Consider the following 14,258-nt stretch of genomic DNA (forward strand, 5'->3'; position numbering starts at 1 on the left):
AAGGTTTGCGAGGGCCGTTGCGATCGCCTCCGGGCCATCTGATGCAATATCACCAAACGGATCCGAGCGACTTAAATATTGTGCCGCAAAGCCGGCAGTCAGTTTTTCAACAAACCCAGGCAAATCCCCGTCATCAAGAACGTCCTGATCCGTTTTCTCGCTTACAAACTGCGCCAATGCAGCAGCGATAAAGCTCACCTGCCGAAAAGCTTTGTTAATTTGCGCGCTGGACGCCTTACCAGACATAAAGCCGGATAAAAGTGCTGGCAGGTTTTCCCAGTCCGCCTGGGACGTTACGTTTGCGCCAGGACCAGTTGCGAACGGTTTAAAATCGTTAATAGGCATTAGAGTAATTCTCCCCATGCGCCGTCATCAAATCCGGCGATATATTCATTGTCCATGTCAAAACCGAAGAATCGGTTACCTTCTGACGGTGTTTCTACCGCCGGGATTTCTATACTTCCTCCCCATACCCCTGCAGCTTTCACCGTCAGATACCCCTGTCGAATGGCCGCAATAAGTTCAAGAGAAACGTTTGAAATGTCAGTCTCCGGGAATACCCAGATGCTGATGGTCATGTCCTGGTTGTCGACGATCTGCATTTTCAGTCCAGAACCTTCCAGCGCAGCGTCAAGGATTGGCGGGAGCGAGTCGTTACGGCCGTCCCAGTTGTTAATTGCAATTTTCGCTTTAAGGATTATTCGGTAGGTTTCATCACTCAGGGTTGTGTAACCTGAATCAGGGTCATACGGCCCCTGCCATACCCCCTGATCGAAACCAAGACCATCAATATCCAGGCTGAAATAAACTCCACTGATTGGCTGGCTGACAATGCGGCTTCGTCCGATCCACAGACCGAGGATGTCGAGTTGCACACCGACGGCTGTATCGATATCAAAGGCACTTACCAGCCCTCTTGTGGCGGTAGAGATATCAATCAGTGGCCGGGTGCTGAGATCGATATGGTCAAAAAATTTGGGCTTCGTCGCGTGGTAGTTGGTGATTAACTCGGTGTACTTGCTCATGACGTCACCGTAATAGCGATATTTGCCGGGTTACATGACGCTGATTCGTTGTAGGCAATATCGATGTTTGCCGCCGCTAATGATCCAGCCGATTTGCCAATCAGCAGTTCCTGAATGTCGTAATAGCGCGCGCTGCCACCACTCACGACGCCGAGGTTCGCCGGCGAGTAAATGCGGCTCAGCAAAACAGAATCCCCTATCGTCAGCCCGTTGATATAATCAGCGACCGCCTGCTGGATCTGCACACCGATTTGAGATGTATAACCCGCGAAGGCTTTCAGCGTGATATGCCCGTAGACCGGGACATCAGTCGACCGGGAGAAGCTGATAACGTGCGGATTGCCGTAAGTGTCCGGCACCGTGACAGAGGTAGTCCCGTAGGTTGACGTCCCCTGCCCTTTGCTGCCCCTGATGGTCTGGGCGATTTCTGTAATGTCACCACCGTCAACAATGGCAGAAATTGAATGCGGAGGAAGACCGTTAGCATCAAAAGCGCCAGTATCGTTCTCGTAGAGCTTGTGTCGCGTCACGCCAGCAACATTGGCGATCGCACCGTCGACACCTTCAAACGGTGTGATCGATGGTAGCGCAACGCTCTGCCCCTGCCGGATGCGCAGCTCTGCGTCTGTTTCTGCTGGTGCGCCGACAGTAGCCGCAGTCGGGTTCGTTACCGACGTCCAGCCGCGGGTAGGTGTGTTGATGGTGGTGATAGTTCCGGCCAGCGCTGCAATCGCCCCGCTGTTAGCGCTCGTTGCAGTAGCCTGTACGGTTCCGTCTACACTGATTGACACCGAAGCTGGCAGATTCCAGATAATATTATTCTGATCCCGCACGGAGCCGTTTGTAATTGTCGTGCCGGCAGTTCCAGTAAGCAGCAGATCTACAGTCGAATTCGTCGCGCCTTTGCGGGCGATACCGTTAATTTTTACATTGCTTGTCAGCGCTGCGCCGTACCCGGTAGCAGGGGAAAAGCAGTTATAGACGGAAATAGCCGTGTTATTGGCATCGTGAATCGCCAGTGCCACCAGCGCCACCATCTGACCGTCTTTGCTGTCCGGTTCCAGATAAGCATCACTGCCATAAATCTGCTGGAAATAGCTTGTCAGGGTCTCGAGTATCGTCTGATAGTCAGGTGCACTGATCCCCTCAGCGGTTACCGTTGCCGATAAGCCGAGTGTGTTGAGGTTTAGGGCCATCACGCCTCCGATGTGACTGTTGTTGTCCCGAAAATGGTGTCGATCTCAGCGGCGAACGTGACGCGGCGCGTCGTGGTGTTCACCGTCGTATCGAAAGAGAGGATTGATTTAACGCCCCGCGTTTCAAGAATACGTTTGCGGATAGCAAGGTTGTATGTTTCCGGCTTCTGCTTACCCAGCACAGACTGGATCCACGGGGTGCCTTCCGTGGTGTCGAGAAACCATTGCCCGTACCACAATTCGAATCGCGTTTTCACAGCCTGCGCCACGGCCTCTGGCGAGTTAATCAGCCAGGTATCATCGCCGCTGCCAAAGGTGTAATCACCGTCGGCGTCTTCACGTCTGTATCGCATCAGTTCACCCCGTCTGTGTTGCTGGTGCCATGCTGCACGCCGCCGTGAGTGTGGGAATCATCAATGGTTTTGCCGTTCGCTTTCACACTGCCGATAAACTCAACAGCGCCGGTGATTGTTGATGCCACGCCGGAAGCGATGGAACCGATCATGCCGCCCATCCACGTTAACAAACCGTGAATAGTGACCTTCTCAGAGAAGTCAGCCAGCGGGGTAATCACCTCCACACCTCCCGGCGCCACAATTTTAATTTTCTGCGTAGTGGGGTTGAGCTCAAAGAACGTGCTTCCGTCGTCGCTACGCAACTGCGCGGCTCCCGCGCTGATTCCGCTTATTTTCTGAGCCTGTGACTGCGGTCCGACGATACAGAACGCATCAGATAAATCATGCACCCGGTCATCGACAGGCTCCTGCACTCCCCCGTTCTGCCACCAGAAATCGATGCAGCGATCGGCAAAAACCACCAGGCATTCATCACCTGCTTTAACCGGGAACGTTAGCGTGCATCCCCCGCCGCGCGGAAATACCACCGGCACATCAACCAGCAGCGGGTAATTTTTGGTAATGCGGTTACCGTCGTTATCGGTTTCAACCGAACGGATAGCTGGCTGCACAACAGCCGTAACCGCGTCAGGATCGAATGACTGAACGATGCCAGGCAAAGCGACGCGGATCTGATTCTTTGTGGCTTCCCGTTCAGATTTGAGGGTTTCGGCAAGGTCGCCGCTGCGGGTCTGGTCAGATACTGCCATTTGGTAGGCTCCAGAAAGCAAAAAACCCGCCGAAGCGGGTTTATCCATATTTAGATGAGATTGATCACGAAGCTTTTGCGGACTTAAGTTGAGACCATCTCTCGAAATAGATTTCTGCTGCTTCAATAGCATCCAACCCCATTTCAGCAGACACTGTTACGCTGGTTAAGTCGTAATCCGCTTCATTTCGCGCATCACGCCATTGCTTAAGAACCCAGCCTAATGATTTTAGTGTCTGAGTCGAATATGGTTCACCTTTACACTCTGCGGGGTTGACCATATAGCCCACCGTATTTTTATGGTGGTCGTGCGAAAAATGGGGCAGCGACTGCAGCGAGGTCATCGATTCATGAAGCATGCTGTAATAAGCTCGGGAAATCGCGCTCCGATATCCACTTTCGCAGTTTTCAGAAAGACACAAACGTGCAGTATCAAGAAGCTGATCACTAGTTACCGGCACTGTAGCTGACCCCCGTATGCAATTTCCGTGGCGAGGAAAAGCGAGCAACAAGGGCACAATCATCCAAGCGCTCATCAGCACAAACCCTGTCAGCAAGCTCAAAATTCATTTTAGCGATACTTTTAGGGTCAAGATTTTTCACATCTACGATGTAACACCCAGTCCCACGACCACTAAGTTCTACAAATCCCGTAACTGCTTTATGCTCGCTCAGTACAGACCAAATTATTGATGCCAGGATTTGGAATTGAGATTTTGAGCATTTAGAAGCATCAAAGATGCTATCCATTTCAGAAAGGAGTTCTTCTTTATGTTTCATAGCATTACTCCTACCTTCGGCCTCTGAAAGGAGCTTGATATGTTCGTTATAATAAAACTCAAGGTCCTCACGCTCACCATAACGATAAGCCCAACTCATGGCGTTATGGCTGAACTGTTTGCTCGGGTATTTTTTTGCCAGAGCATAGGAAACACTTCTCAACTCATTGTAGCTAAAAGTATGAAGAAGGATGTGATGATAATGGCGGGCTAGATTAACATCGTTAACCTCAAGCGAAAGCCTTGGGTACTTTAAAGCATCTTCACTTTTTCCCGATACAGCATCAAGGTACGAAAGCGCAATGTTGGTAAGCGGTGTCGGTTCAGCGGTTAATTCTGTGCGAATTTTCCGCTCAGTGAACGGGTCAATTGCCTTGTATTCCACTAAGAGTTGGTTGATCTCATCAAGATGTTTTTGTGCTTTTTCTAGTGGAATACCCGCAGCCATATGGTGAGTCTCATGCAAAATGGATAGTAATTGTGGTTCTTGCGCACAAACTAGTCAACATGAATGTTATCGGCAACCTTCCGATTTACTTCACCTTCACGCAAGGAAACGAGCCAATGACCTTTGGCGCGTCCATGTTGTTCTGCAGCAGCTGGACGTTCAGAAAACGCGTTTCGGTACCAGGGCGACGAATGTATTCAAAGCCGTAGTTGTTACCGTCTTTGGCTGGCATAAGCCCCATGTCTACTTTCAAACCATTGGTACCCAGCTCAGTGATTTTTTGAGAGGTAACTCTTTCACCGTTAATTGTCGATAACTCGCCCTGGTTTGCAACCATAGTGTAGCCACCGCATTTAACCGTGAAACCATCCGCCCACGCACTGCACGTAGAAAAGACAGCTAACAGAAAAATAATACCTCTCATTGCTCATCCCCTTTGCAAAGCCGATTGCGTATACAGATCCGCCGCGCCACGCGCTTCGCACATCATATCCATGTACCACGCCTGGCCCCTTGTGTCGCCAGTGTACATAATCCCGCGCACAATATAAACGCCATCCGTTGCAATGCTGGCAGGCTGTGCCGTGGTTCCGCTGAGCGTGATATTGCCGTCCGTGTTCTGGTCGGTAATCTGCCCGCCAGCCATCGCTATATCGTTGTTCGACAGCGCGGTGCGGAATACAGAAGCCTGATCCAGATGAATGAGCCCGTTTACCCGGATGTTCGGGTTAATCAGCGCGCGGACGTTCACACCGTTACCGATGGTTTGCTGCGGCATACCGATCAGCCCGGTGGCGCTGTTGAGCACGATCGCATCATGCACATACTCGTTATTCGCCACCATCTGCCGCTGGCCATCCACAAACTGCCACGTGGCGCCACACTGTGAAGCTACATTATCCATTAGGTGCCGGGTCATGCCGAACAGCACACGACCACGCGGAAACACCGTTGCGGGCATTTCCGATGTAAGCCCTTCGGTCGCGCCTTTGGCTCCGAAGTCTTTCATCAACGCGCGATTGACATCGGCGACCGTGTAACCGGAGGCCAGAGTCTGCGAGGTGATGCTGGTGGCGAAAGCCAGATCGGTATCTGCGGCCTGAATCAGCACGTAGGAATCAATCGGGCTGTCCTTCCCGGTCAGGGAATAGCGGATCTCCCCGCTGAAAATCAGCCCATAGTTGCGACCGTCACTCTGTCCAACCGCGTTGGTATCGACTTCCCGCGCAACACCAACATCGCTGGCCGCTACTTCAGGCGCAATGCCGTCATATCCAGCAATCAGCCGCACTTTCGAAAACTCCTGCCCGGTGATGCGGTTCACCGTATCTGCTGACAGGTTGTAAATTTTGAATGTGCCCACCCGTGACGCACTGCTGATGTTGAACCAGTCGATCGTGAAGGTCACTTTAAAATCGCTGAGCTGTATGCCCTGCCCGTTGTCGTCAACGAGCTGTAGCTCGAAATGCCGCATCCAGTTCTGTGACATGATTACTCCGTTGAAACCAGTAAATGACTGCGGCCACCCAGATCAGTTTTCGTCGGATAGTCCTGCGCGTTGTCGTCGCAGACGACCACCAGCTTAAACCCCAGATTCATATGTGCGTACTGAGCCAACAGGTCAGCACCCGTGACAAGCGGGATTCCGGAAATTACCGGCTCCGCCCTGTCGTTCTGCAGGTCCATAATCCAGTACAAATCCCGCCAGATGATGCTTATCCGGTACGTGGTCCCGGCGATGTTGATGCTGAATTCCTGGTTATCCGCCGTCAGTGGAATTTCCTGAATTGCCATTAGCCAAGCCCCAGTAGTGAAGCCGCGCCACCGGCGATGCTCTTCAGCAGGGAGGTGTTCGGCGGTTTGGTGGTTTTCGTGCCAGTGTTCTGCACTGAGGAAGTGCTTACGCCGTCTTTCATGTCCTTTTTATCCGCCACCGTAACCTGTTGCGTCTGGGAAATAATAACTTCCCGCAGGGTGATGATGGCTGAAAGGACATTTTCAGTCGTTTTATCCGTAGTCACTTCCAGCGCGCGGATCAGCATGTTGTTATACAGGCGTTTACCCGTCACCACATCAAACGGAACGCGGCTGTCCTGCAGGTTCAGTATCTCCTGATACGTTTCCTGCGGACTCAGACCGAGTAAACCGGTAGCCGTCAGGTTGCTGGCAAAGTCCAGGAGAGAACCACCACCAGCAAAACCGACCTCCATCACCACCTCGGAGGGCCGCTTGTAAGCATGGTCCGCAACAGCGGCACCAACTTCAACCGGGTGTTCGGTTATCTCCAGCGTATCGCTGTGTTTCTCGGTAACGACAACGCTGGGGATAATCACGCCGATTTTCCGGCTCTGCTGCTGAAACAGCGTTGAGAGAATATCCATTAGCCCACCTTAACCTGGTTGCCACGCATCACCTGGGCGTTTGATGACTGCTGTCGGCGTTCGACCTCCGTACCAACAGAACGAGCATCCCCGCCGCCATAAATGTAATAATTGTTGTTCTGATTCACCTGCGTTCCGCCAATACCAGCTATGGCCGCTTTGTTGATGAGCTCGCCGGAATAGATATTCCTTCCATTCTCATGATGGATAATGCTGCTCATCAGGGCGGACATGGTTTGCGGGTCGCTCATGTTCAGGGCTGCCTGCGGATCCACACCGAGCCGTTCAGATACTGCCTGAATGTATGCTGCAGTGTTGTTATTGTCAGAGGCTGGTGCCCAGGTGGAGATGATTTTCTCTATGCTGTTTATTCCGCGACCAGCATAGAGCGTCAGTTGTCGTGATAGCGCACGTAAACCATCGAAAGCAGTTTCAAACCTGGCAAATCTGCCGCCCGGGCGTTCGAGCGCCGCCCCCGCCTGTCCTGCGAAATTAAGGTTGCCGGGGTTGTTATTTCGTTCTCCGCGTTTCGTAGCCTGCGCGTATTGCTCTGGTTCATCATCACCAAACCATCCACGGACTGTCTGGCCCACTGAACGCGGGTCCCAGCCAGTTTTATTCTTGATCCATTCCGCTGTGCTGTTGGCGCTGTCGGTGACAGCAGGCATTGCGGAAGGCTGACCACTGCCCTGATTGAGTAGGTGCCTGCCAATGCTGGCCGCGTCGCTCCATCGCCCCTCGTTTATTGCGTTCAACAGGTCAGCGATCAGGTTCAGCATCTTGCTGAATTCACCCATCTGTGTGATGAAGTTCTGAACATCCCATTTCAGAGACCACGATTTCGGATCAATACCGAGCAGTTTCAACAGGGAATCTGTCAGGCCGCTGATGCTGTCCTGTAGCTCTTTGATGTTTTTCAGCGCTTCGTTGACGCCGGGAGCCCATTTTTCCCAGTCGATAAGACTGTCGCCGCCCTCTTTCCACGTTTTATAGTCGTCATAGAGCAGGACCAGTGCGCCCGCCAGCATCATGACAATGCCAATGGGTGACGCAAGAAACGCGGAATTCAGCAGCCGCCAGGCAACTAACAGCGCACCGAACAACGTGATTAACTGCTGGGTTGCCGGGTCGAGCCGTTTAAACCAGTCGATAATGTCACTGACGGCGCCACCAGCGCGCCAGAGTACGCGCGTAATGGCATCACCAGCCCAGAGAATGCCCTTGATGACTTTCGTCAGCACAGCTTCTATACGCGGCCAGTTATCCAGCAACTGTTTCCGCAGGTTATCCATGCTCCCGACAAGACCGCCGGCAAGTGTGGCACCAATCTTATCGCGCGCCATTCCAGCGGCTTCGCTGAACGCGCGTAGCGACGTCATAAAGCGGTTGGAGGAAACGGCGGCCTCGTTAGCGTTGAAGCCGATCGCTTTCGCCATCGCCGAGTATTGCGCACTGAACTGCCCGACGCCCCTGCGCATTGCCATCAGGGTATTTTCATCAATCCCCAGCATTTGTGCATACTGGTTGGCGCGGTAATACGGCATGCTGCTGAGCTTCTGCCCAACTCCCGTAAAGATGGTGGACATATCCCGCATTTTGCCACTGGCGTCACGCGTCTGAACGCCCAGGCGGTTAAGGAATCCCTCAGCGCCTGGATTGTTACGCATAAAACGTGACAGACTTTCCAGCGAACCGCGCGCGGCGTCGGCGCTGCCGCCAACCTGAGAAACGGCGTAGCCTACCGCCTTAATCCCCTGAACCGTCGCACCAGTGCGCTGCGATGCCCAGTAAAGCTGATCCAGTCCTGAGGCTATTTTCGCGGTGAATGCCACAACGGAGAGCGCAGCCCCTTCGACCGCCAGCCCCATTTTGATCGCGTTAGCGGTCGCTCCCGTAAGCACAGAATTAAATTTCTGATACCCGGACTCATCAAGGCTGAATCCCAGCGATACGAGGAAATCTTTAATAGTCTCCGCGTTCATTAGCCTCTCTCCATTTATCAATCCGGCGTTGGTTGTCGGCCTTAACAGCCAGATGGTCATTCATCAGCGCGATATCGCACAGATCGACAGATCCATCCTTCAACGCGTAGTAAGGAATTAACCCGGCATCCACCGGGTCAAGGAGATAAGACAGCCCGTCAGGCAGGCTGTTAAGAGTTAATCCTGAGACGGGTCCGGCGTCGCGCTGGTAGGGAGTGCGGGCAAAAAATTTCCGAGCGAATCGGCGACCACCCGCGCCACAATCTGTAGCATGGAAAACAGGTCGAGATCGTCGAACATCAACTGACCGCTGTTAAACACCGGCGCCCATGTTTTCCCGTTCTGGCGAGCCACTACCGCAAGGCAGGGGTGAATAATCGCGTTGGTGTCTTCTTCGCTCAGTGCTGAGAGCTCACTGGCGATACGCGGCAGCACTTTTTCAAGTACCGGTGCCAGCGCATCGAGATTCGCGTTTTCCATACCACCAGCAGGAAGCATCGCGCGAACACTGCCAAAATCCGCCAGCACACCGGCCAGAACTGGCAGCAATTTACGAGAAACCTTTAACTGATCAAAAACGCTGAGTTTCCCGGCATTGTATTTAATGCCCTTGATTTCAAATTCCATTGGTTAAAACTCCCCCAGCAGGCCGTCAACTTTGCCGCAGTCGAATACCCAGGCTACCGTTCCGGCGACCTTAGGGTTATTCCAGTCCGGCTGTTTCTGGAACGCACAGGATCGGGCGGTGAAAAAGTCGCCAGAGACCTTGTTACGCACCACGATCACGTTATTCCCCCAGGTCGCAGAAGACAGGCGTTGCGCGTTATACATCAGCGACAGTTTTTTGTTCACAGGAGAAGTTTTCAACAGAGTAACCGTCAGCGTCCCACTGTTGCCACCATGCAGACTGTGCATTACTTCGCCGTCAGCACCGATTGTCATGGTGTTTTTGGCTTCAGTCATCGACAGCGTAATACCCTCTTCGGAGTTAGCTGAGCCAGAACCGAGATCGATAGTTCCGGTTGGGCCCGCCAGGGTGCTTGATACATCGAGAAAAGAATACGTAGACATTTTTTCTCCTTAACGCACTACGGTGATTGCGACGTCGCCGTAATGAACGGCACCAGCCAGTTTAGCAGCGACCTGAATCGGTACGCCTTTGCGTGCTTCACGATCGGTCTGCAACTGGTTATCAACGGTGTCAGCCCAGGTGTAATAGCCCTTCGTCAGCGTATCGCCCGTATTGAGTTGTCCCATAGGGCCACCGCTCCAGACGCCAGGTGCAAACAGGCCGTTTCGTTCAGCCACATCAAGCACCTTCTCAATGTTGGCGATACGGGTGGTTGTCCCTGCGTCGGTCTGAGGGATCTTCGTGGTACTGGTGTACAGCGTGTTGTAGTCGGCGGTCTGAACCGCGTTCTGCAGCCAGTCGAGACCGTGGCGCTCGTCGAAGAAGTCGCCATTACACATCACGCCCTGTTCAAGAATGGCCGTATCGTTCTCGTAATAAACGTAAACGTTACAGTTTTTCGCTTCCAGCGCGTTCGCCTGTGACGTACTGATGGTTTCGTAGGTCACACCTGGCAGTTGCTTGAACTTCAGGGTGATAGTGGTGTTGCTACCGTTGAAGTTGACCGTAAAGGCACGACCAAACGAAGACAGCGCGGCGTAGCGACTGGTAGATGAGTACTGAATAAAAGAACGGCTGTATTTCGCCGCTTTTAGTTTCGACGCGAGATCCGTTTCAACAACCGTACTCATAACATCCGCATCATCAGAGGTGATCGCCAGAATGCGGGAGACAGTCGCTGATTCCACTGCCGCCGAAACGGTAATCATATCCGCGTCAGAAGGATAGTCGGCCTCAGGGACGGCGAGATGCAGCCCGTACCAGGAATTATAATCCAGCAGTGCATTCACCGCTTCCAGCAGGGTCTCCGGTTCACCGGTTTCCGCAGACTCGAGGGTTTTCACCCAACGCCCAACGTAGACCTGAGTCGGTCGCGGCGACTGGGAGAACCAGATAACCGCAGCTTTATATTCTTCACTGTCCACACCGAAATCATCGCCGATATCGTCCGGGGCTGAATACAGGCGCAGACGTTCGGCAATCGGAATAACAGTCGAGTTACCCAGAATCAGCATAGAGCCAAAGTTTCGGCCCTGTGCTGCTCTGGCTGAAAGCGTCACAGTCACGTTGGTGACGCGATTTAAAGGCAAGCCTTTCGCCATGATCAATCTCCGGTTGAAATTGTAACGTTGGGTTCAACGATGGATTTAATGTTGTAGGTGCGGATGGTTTTACGGGTCAGCGTGACGGTGAGATCGTAGCGCCTCACCCACTGCTTATTAATCAGTTCGGGCAGGTTATAAATGGTGCCGGCATCGCTGAGGGATAGTCCGACGCGGTTAAGCTCTGTGTTGTTTTGCTCAACAAAGAGACCAGCTCTGAAAGTCGTCGCCGTGCTGGCTCCCTGCGGACCGTAAAAGCATAAAATGACAGTCACGCTCTCCCATGCCCACTGATCAGAGGTATTCTCATCCACCTGGATATTCGCGGGTATGCCGGGGAGCGGTACGGTCGTGATGCCGAATGCACACCATGTGTTCCCGTTTTTCGGTATCGACGGTTGCGGATCCGTCCACCGGGGAAAAACCGCTTTGGCCGGTAACCCGGTGACGCCGCGGATCCATCGGCTGATTTCCCTTTCCAGCGCCTCATCGTAGGCAGGCCCACCAGCGGCAGGCGTCAGGTATCCGCGCGTGGTGCTGTCGTTACTCATCCGGCGTCCCTCCGTCAAAGTCCATCAGTTCACAATGTGCCTGGACGAATCCGGCACCGTAGCGGGTGTACGGGTCGACGAAAGTCACGCGATAGTCGCGGCCGCTATAGGTCACGATATCGGCATCCAGTCGCGGGGTACTGTCTGTACCAGGCTGGCCCTGCGTTAGTCTGAACTGCGTCACGATGAGGATTGCTCCGCTGATGTTCTGGCCTGCGGCCATACGTTTCGCCTCGAGGGAGCGATCGACAGTCACTACTCCGGAAAACGGAATATCCTGCGGGGTATTTGTCGCGAAATTATCCTCATCAACCGTCTGAACCTGTCGGTGACAAACCAGACTGGTGTCCATGAAGTCAGGATCGAGAAGAACCTCACTCACATCGAGAAAAGGCATTATTTTTTCCTCACGACGTAGTTAATGGAGCGCAGCAGATAACCGTGGGCATACAGCGGCTTCTCGCCGGGAATGCCTTCGGCCCGCCTGCGTTCAAGGGTTTTCTCAGAAAGAGGATGCAGGCGGTCACCAGCACCTATAACGGCTTTCGCAGCATCACGGGCAATCTGTCCGGCGCTTTCCAGCTCACGCATTGCCGCTTCTGTGTTCCCCTCCAGCGCAGCAGTTGCCGCCGCTTTCAGGTGCTCAGTAGTTCGGGGTTTTGAATCCTCGATCCCCATATCCAGAAATGGCCTCGGCGGTAACGTAACGGTCTCACCGTCAATTTCCACCGTTGCGCCGGTTGAGTGGAGGTAGCCCAGCTCTGCATTGCTTATCGGAGAGCCTTCGCGCGCCGCTTTGTCTTCCGGGATCCCCACCAGCACATCCATGCCGGATAACTGGCGCAGGGATTCCAGGACAGACGCTGCGTTGTCCGTTCGCACCGTCAGACCGCTTTTCATTACGGTGTCCCCAGTTGAATAGCCCCGGCGCCGAAAATCATCAGGTATTCCCAGAATTCAGAGCCGTAGCGGGTGTTATTCCAGAAACCCGCATCAGGATTCATGGTCATGCTGGCGTCATAGCTGACAGAAACCTTGTCCACTGATTTTGATGTCTGCACCCCGCTGTTCGCACCACCGGAAGAACCAACCGCGGCGCCACGCTGATCCGCTGCGTACAGAGCCATGTAGTGCGCCACGAATAACTCAACGACATAAGGGAAAATATCTTCGCCAAACCGTGACTCACTCATCAGTACATCTGCCAGGGCGAGACGGGCCTGTACCATCGGAGTGGGGTATTTTGTTGCATCAGAAAACTGTGGAAAGTCAGCGCGGAATTTCTCAGGCGTCGGCAGACTTTTGTTTTTTGCCATTAGCTTTTGCCTCTGCGAGTTGCGTTTCGAGCTCTGCAATACGGGTAGCCTGTTCCGCCGCCAGTGTTTCGAGCTCTGCAATACGCGGATCAGCTTCCAGCGCCGGTGCTTCACCATCAGGCGAACAGTGCGCCTTCACGAACCAGTGATCTGCCACATCGCTTTCGACGTCATGAAACCCGGGAGTAAACGTCTTGATGCTGGTGCCGTCGTTGAAGTTGAACGCGGTCAGTACATAGATTTTCTTCATTGGAATTCCTTAGAAAAAAGCCCCTGTGAAGGGGCTGTATCTGGATTAAATGCCATCCATGTAGTTCAGGGTTTCCGGGTAAACCGGCTCAACTGCACCCAGCTTGCCGTAGTAGGTCACAAGCTGATAAATGCCGCGGTACTGAATCGGAACGCTCTGCAGAGGGACCATCGGGAAGCGCACAAACTTTTTATCGTTCGTGTACGCGACCATACGGTCTTTACCTGCCACACCGCGACCGATAGACCATTTAACCGGGCGAATGTTCAGCGGCTTGCCGTTCTGGTGGAAAGCGATCGTGTTGGTTTCAAGGTAGGTCAGCAGTGACTGGTTACCCGCAGAAGAAACAATGGTGCTCGCCAGGAAGGAATACTGTTCCGGCGGGATCAGCAAATCTTCCGGTACTTTCGAATAAGCCGAGCGGATCCACGCATTGCTCAGTACCTGGTTGATGCTGGCGCGGATTTCGTCCGGAGAGGACGTCGCCCAGGTCTTCGCCGCGTTCGTCGGGGTTACCTGTGACAGGTTCAGCAGACCTTTAGCACCTTTCACCGAATCCCCGATATACACCTGCTCGTCAGTATCCATGTTCCACTTCAACTGCATACCGTCGTATTTCTGGGTGTCGATAGGACGGCCAACCTGCGCCGCTGCGGCCAGTTCGATAACCGTCCATCCAAGCTCCATCCCCCACAATTCCAGAGGAAAGCCTGTTTTTGTAATATCCACATTCAGACCAGCGATAGCGGTCGCAAGCTGGTTAATCCAGTTTTTACCATTCGCGTTCGGTGTGCCTGCTGCCGCAAAGGAAGTGTTGGTGAAAGAGCTCATCTCATCCGCAATAGAAATGTCTTCGCGCAGTTCAATATCGCGGCTCCATGTCTGGGACGTCAGCGGAAGGTTCAGCGTCTGGTCGAGTCTCTCCAGTTCGTGAACAAGGAAAGCACCAGTGCTGTCGACTGTTGCCTGATCAAAGGTCATTGGCATTTTTAAT

21 protein-coding genes and 1 pseudogene are annotated in these 14,258 nt (G+C 53.2%); all 22 read right to left on the minus strand.

Annotation, left to right across the window (positions count from 1 at the left end):
• Window positions 1-345 (minus strand): annotated as a pseudogene (locus tag OGY35_RS03780) (phage tail protein); the annotation flags it as partial.
• On the minus strand, window positions 345-1,025 hold the full coding sequence (locus tag OGY35_RS03785; RefSeq protein ID WP_286631457.1) for a baseplate wedge 1 family protein: 681 nt from the start codon (window positions 1,023-1,025) through the stop codon (window positions 345-347). The gene OGY35_RS03785 and the pseudogene OGY35_RS03780, both read right to left, overlap by 1 nt.
• A complete protein-coding gene (locus tag OGY35_RS03790) occupies window positions 1,022-2,221 on the minus strand; it encodes a baseplate J/gp47 family protein (protein ID WP_286631458.1) in 1,200 nt (399 codons plus the stop codon). Before OGY35_RS03790 ends, OGY35_RS03785 begins: the two co-directional genes overlap by 4 nt.
• Window positions 2,221-2,574: a contractile injection system sheath initiator gene (locus OGY35_RS03795; RefSeq protein ID WP_286631459.1), complete on the minus strand. Its 354-nt coding sequence runs from the start codon at window positions 2,572-2,574 to the stop codon at window positions 2,221-2,223. Before OGY35_RS03795 ends, OGY35_RS03790 begins: the two co-directional genes overlap by 1 nt.
• The gene (locus OGY35_RS03800) at window positions 2,574-3,326 is read right to left on the minus strand and encodes a Gp138 family membrane-puncturing spike protein (RefSeq protein ID WP_286631460.1); all 753 of its coding nucleotides are present in this window, start codon (window positions 3,324-3,326) and stop codon (window positions 2,574-2,576) included. Before OGY35_RS03800 ends, OGY35_RS03795 begins: the two co-directional genes overlap by 1 nt.
• A gap of 64 nt (window positions 3,327-3,390) precedes the next feature.
• Window positions 3,391-3,786, minus strand: a complete 396-nt coding sequence (locus tag OGY35_RS03805; RefSeq protein WP_286631461.1) for a hypothetical protein — start codon at window positions 3,784-3,786, stop codon at window positions 3,391-3,393.
• A complete protein-coding gene (locus OGY35_RS03810) occupies window positions 3,773-4,552 on the minus strand; it encodes a hypothetical protein (protein ID WP_286631462.1) in 780 nt (259 codons plus the stop codon). Before OGY35_RS03810 ends, OGY35_RS03805 begins: the two co-directional genes overlap by 14 nt.
• Before the next feature lie 85 nt (window positions 4,553-4,637).
• Window positions 4,638-4,976, minus strand: a complete 339-nt coding sequence (locus OGY35_RS03815; protein WP_286631463.1) for an STY1065/STY2022 family phage-derived protein — start codon at window positions 4,974-4,976, stop codon at window positions 4,638-4,640.
• Between the two features lie 3 nt (window positions 4,977-4,979).
• A complete protein-coding gene (locus tag OGY35_RS03820) occupies window positions 4,980-6,041 on the minus strand; it encodes a hypothetical protein (RefSeq protein ID WP_286631464.1) in 1,062 nt (353 codons plus the stop codon).
• 2 nt (window positions 6,042-6,043) lie between these two features.
• The gene (locus OGY35_RS03825) at window positions 6,044-6,346 is read right to left on the minus strand and encodes a phage baseplate plug family protein (RefSeq protein ID WP_286631465.1); all 303 of its coding nucleotides are present in this window, start codon (window positions 6,344-6,346) and stop codon (window positions 6,044-6,046) included.
• On the minus strand, window positions 6,346-6,933 hold the full coding sequence (locus OGY35_RS03830; protein ID WP_286631466.1) for a phage baseplate protein: 588 nt from the start codon (window positions 6,931-6,933) through the stop codon (window positions 6,346-6,348). The genes OGY35_RS03825 and OGY35_RS03830 overlap by 1 nt, the downstream gene beginning before the upstream one ends.
• Window positions 6,933-8,915 (minus strand): lytic transglycosylase, encoded by a 1,983-nt coding sequence (locus OGY35_RS03835; protein WP_286631467.1) that lies wholly within the window; start codon window positions 8,913-8,915, stop codon window positions 6,933-6,935. Before OGY35_RS03835 ends, OGY35_RS03830 begins: the two co-directional genes overlap by 1 nt.
• Window positions 8,896-9,081: a DUF6889 family protein gene (locus OGY35_RS03840; protein WP_090049856.1), complete on the minus strand. Its 186-nt coding sequence runs from the start codon at window positions 9,079-9,081 to the stop codon at window positions 8,896-8,898. Before OGY35_RS03840 ends, OGY35_RS03835 begins: the two co-directional genes overlap by 20 nt.
• Before the next feature lie 11 nt (window positions 9,082-9,092).
• A complete protein-coding gene (locus tag OGY35_RS03845) occupies window positions 9,093-9,542 on the minus strand; it encodes a phage tail assembly chaperone (RefSeq protein WP_061069934.1) in 450 nt (149 codons plus the stop codon).
• A gap of 3 nt (window positions 9,543-9,545) precedes the next feature.
• On the minus strand, window positions 9,546-9,986 hold the full coding sequence (locus tag OGY35_RS03850) for a phage structural protein (protein WP_169328848.1): 441 nt from the start codon (window positions 9,984-9,986) through the stop codon (window positions 9,546-9,548).
• 9 nt (window positions 9,987-9,995) lie between these two features.
• A complete protein-coding gene (locus tag OGY35_RS03855; protein WP_152951570.1) occupies window positions 9,996-11,147 on the minus strand; it encodes a DUF3383 family protein in 1,152 nt (383 codons plus the stop codon).
• 2 nt (window positions 11,148-11,149) lie between these two features.
• Entirely contained in the window at window positions 11,150-11,698 is a 549-nt protein-coding gene (locus OGY35_RS03860; protein ID WP_286631468.1) for a phage neck terminator protein, read from the minus strand.
• Entirely contained in the window at window positions 11,691-12,095 is a 405-nt protein-coding gene (locus tag OGY35_RS03865; RefSeq protein ID WP_169328846.1) for a head-tail adaptor, read from the minus strand. The genes OGY35_RS03860 and OGY35_RS03865 overlap by 8 nt, the downstream gene beginning before the upstream one ends.
• Window positions 12,095-12,598, minus strand: coding sequence for a hypothetical protein (locus tag OGY35_RS03870; RefSeq protein WP_286631469.1), 504 nt, complete (start codon window positions 12,596-12,598; stop codon window positions 12,095-12,097). The genes OGY35_RS03865 and OGY35_RS03870 overlap by 1 nt, the downstream gene beginning before the upstream one ends.
• Entirely contained in the window at window positions 12,598-13,014 is a 417-nt protein-coding gene (locus OGY35_RS03875) for a DUF4054 domain-containing protein (RefSeq protein WP_286631470.1), read from the minus strand. Before OGY35_RS03875 ends, OGY35_RS03870 begins: the two co-directional genes overlap by 1 nt.
• On the minus strand, window positions 12,983-13,264 hold the full coding sequence (locus OGY35_RS03880) for an STY1053 family phage-associated protein (RefSeq protein WP_152951575.1): 282 nt from the start codon (window positions 13,262-13,264) through the stop codon (window positions 12,983-12,985). Before OGY35_RS03880 ends, OGY35_RS03875 begins: the two co-directional genes overlap by 32 nt.
• Before the next feature lie 45 nt (window positions 13,265-13,309).
• Window positions 13,310-14,251, minus strand: coding sequence for a DUF2184 domain-containing protein (locus tag OGY35_RS03885; protein WP_187251959.1), 942 nt, complete (start codon window positions 14,249-14,251; stop codon window positions 13,310-13,312).
• Window positions 14,252-14,258: the final 7 nt, after the last annotated feature.

Origin of the sequence: Citrobacter sp. Ct235, from assembly GCF_030332305.1 — a bacterium.
GTDB classification, from domain to species: domain Bacteria; phylum Pseudomonadota; class Gammaproteobacteria; order Enterobacterales; family Enterobacteriaceae; genus Citrobacter_A; species Citrobacter_A telavivensis.

Excerpts from the sequence above, each read along its gene's own strand:
- OGY35_RS03785 (WP_286631457.1), bottom strand. The coding sequence starts at position 1,025 with ATGAGCAAGTACACCGAGTTAATCACCAACTACCACGCGACGAAGCCC.
- OGY35_RS03790 (WP_286631458.1), bottom strand. The coding sequence starts at position 2,221 with ATGGCCCTAAACCTCAACACACTCGGCTTATCGGCAACGGTAACCGCT.
- OGY35_RS03795 (WP_286631459.1), bottom strand. The coding sequence starts at position 2,574 with ATGCGATACAGACGTGAAGACGCCGACGGTGATTACACCTTTGGCAGC.
- OGY35_RS03800 (WP_286631460.1), bottom strand. The coding sequence starts at position 3,326 with ATGGCAGTATCTGACCAGACCCGCAGCGGCGACCTTGCCGAAACCCTC.
- OGY35_RS03810 (WP_286631462.1), bottom strand. The coding sequence starts at position 4,552 with ATGGCTGCGGGTATTCCACTAGAAAAAGCACAAAAACATCTTGATGAG.
- OGY35_RS03815 (WP_286631463.1), bottom strand. The coding sequence starts at position 4,976 with ATGAGAGGTATTATTTTTCTGTTAGCTGTCTTTTCTACGTGCAGTGCG.
- OGY35_RS03820 (WP_286631464.1), bottom strand. The coding sequence starts at position 6,041 with ATGTCACAGAACTGGATGCGGCATTTCGAGCTACAGCTCGTTGACGAC.
- OGY35_RS03825 (WP_286631465.1), bottom strand. The coding sequence starts at position 6,346 with ATGGCAATTCAGGAAATTCCACTGACGGCGGATAACCAGGAATTCAGC.
- OGY35_RS03830 (WP_286631466.1), bottom strand. The coding sequence starts at position 6,933 with ATGGATATTCTCTCAACGCTGTTTCAGCAGCAGAGCCGGAAAATCGGC.
- OGY35_RS03835 (WP_286631467.1), bottom strand. The coding sequence starts at position 8,915 with ATGAACGCGGAGACTATTAAAGATTTCCTCGTATCGCTGGGATTCAGC.
- OGY35_RS03845 (WP_061069934.1), bottom strand. The coding sequence starts at position 9,542 with ATGGAATTTGAAATCAAGGGCATTAAATACAATGCCGGGAAACTCAGC.
- OGY35_RS03850 (WP_169328848.1), bottom strand. The coding sequence starts at position 9,986 with ATGTCTACGTATTCTTTTCTCGATGTATCAAGCACCCTGGCGGGCCCA.
- OGY35_RS03855 (WP_152951570.1), bottom strand. The coding sequence starts at position 11,147 with ATGGCGAAAGGCTTGCCTTTAAATCGCGTCACCAACGTGACTGTGACG.
- OGY35_RS03860 (WP_286631468.1), bottom strand. The coding sequence starts at position 11,698 with ATGAGTAACGACAGCACCACGCGCGGATACCTGACGCCTGCCGCTGGT.
- OGY35_RS03865 (WP_169328846.1), bottom strand. The coding sequence starts at position 12,095 with ATGCCTTTTCTCGATGTGAGTGAGGTTCTTCTCGATCCTGACTTCATG.
- OGY35_RS03870 (WP_286631469.1), bottom strand. The coding sequence starts at position 12,598 with ATGAAAAGCGGTCTGACGGTGCGAACGGACAACGCAGCGTCTGTCCTG.
- OGY35_RS03875 (WP_286631470.1), bottom strand. The coding sequence starts at position 13,014 with ATGGCAAAAAACAAAAGTCTGCCGACGCCTGAGAAATTCCGCGCTGAC.
- OGY35_RS03880 (WP_152951575.1), bottom strand. The coding sequence starts at position 13,264 with ATGAAGAAAATCTATGTACTGACCGCGTTCAACTTCAACGACGGCACC.
- OGY35_RS03885 (WP_187251959.1), bottom strand. The coding sequence starts at position 14,251 with ATGCCAATGACCTTTGATCAGGCAACAGTCGACAGCACTGGTGCTTTC.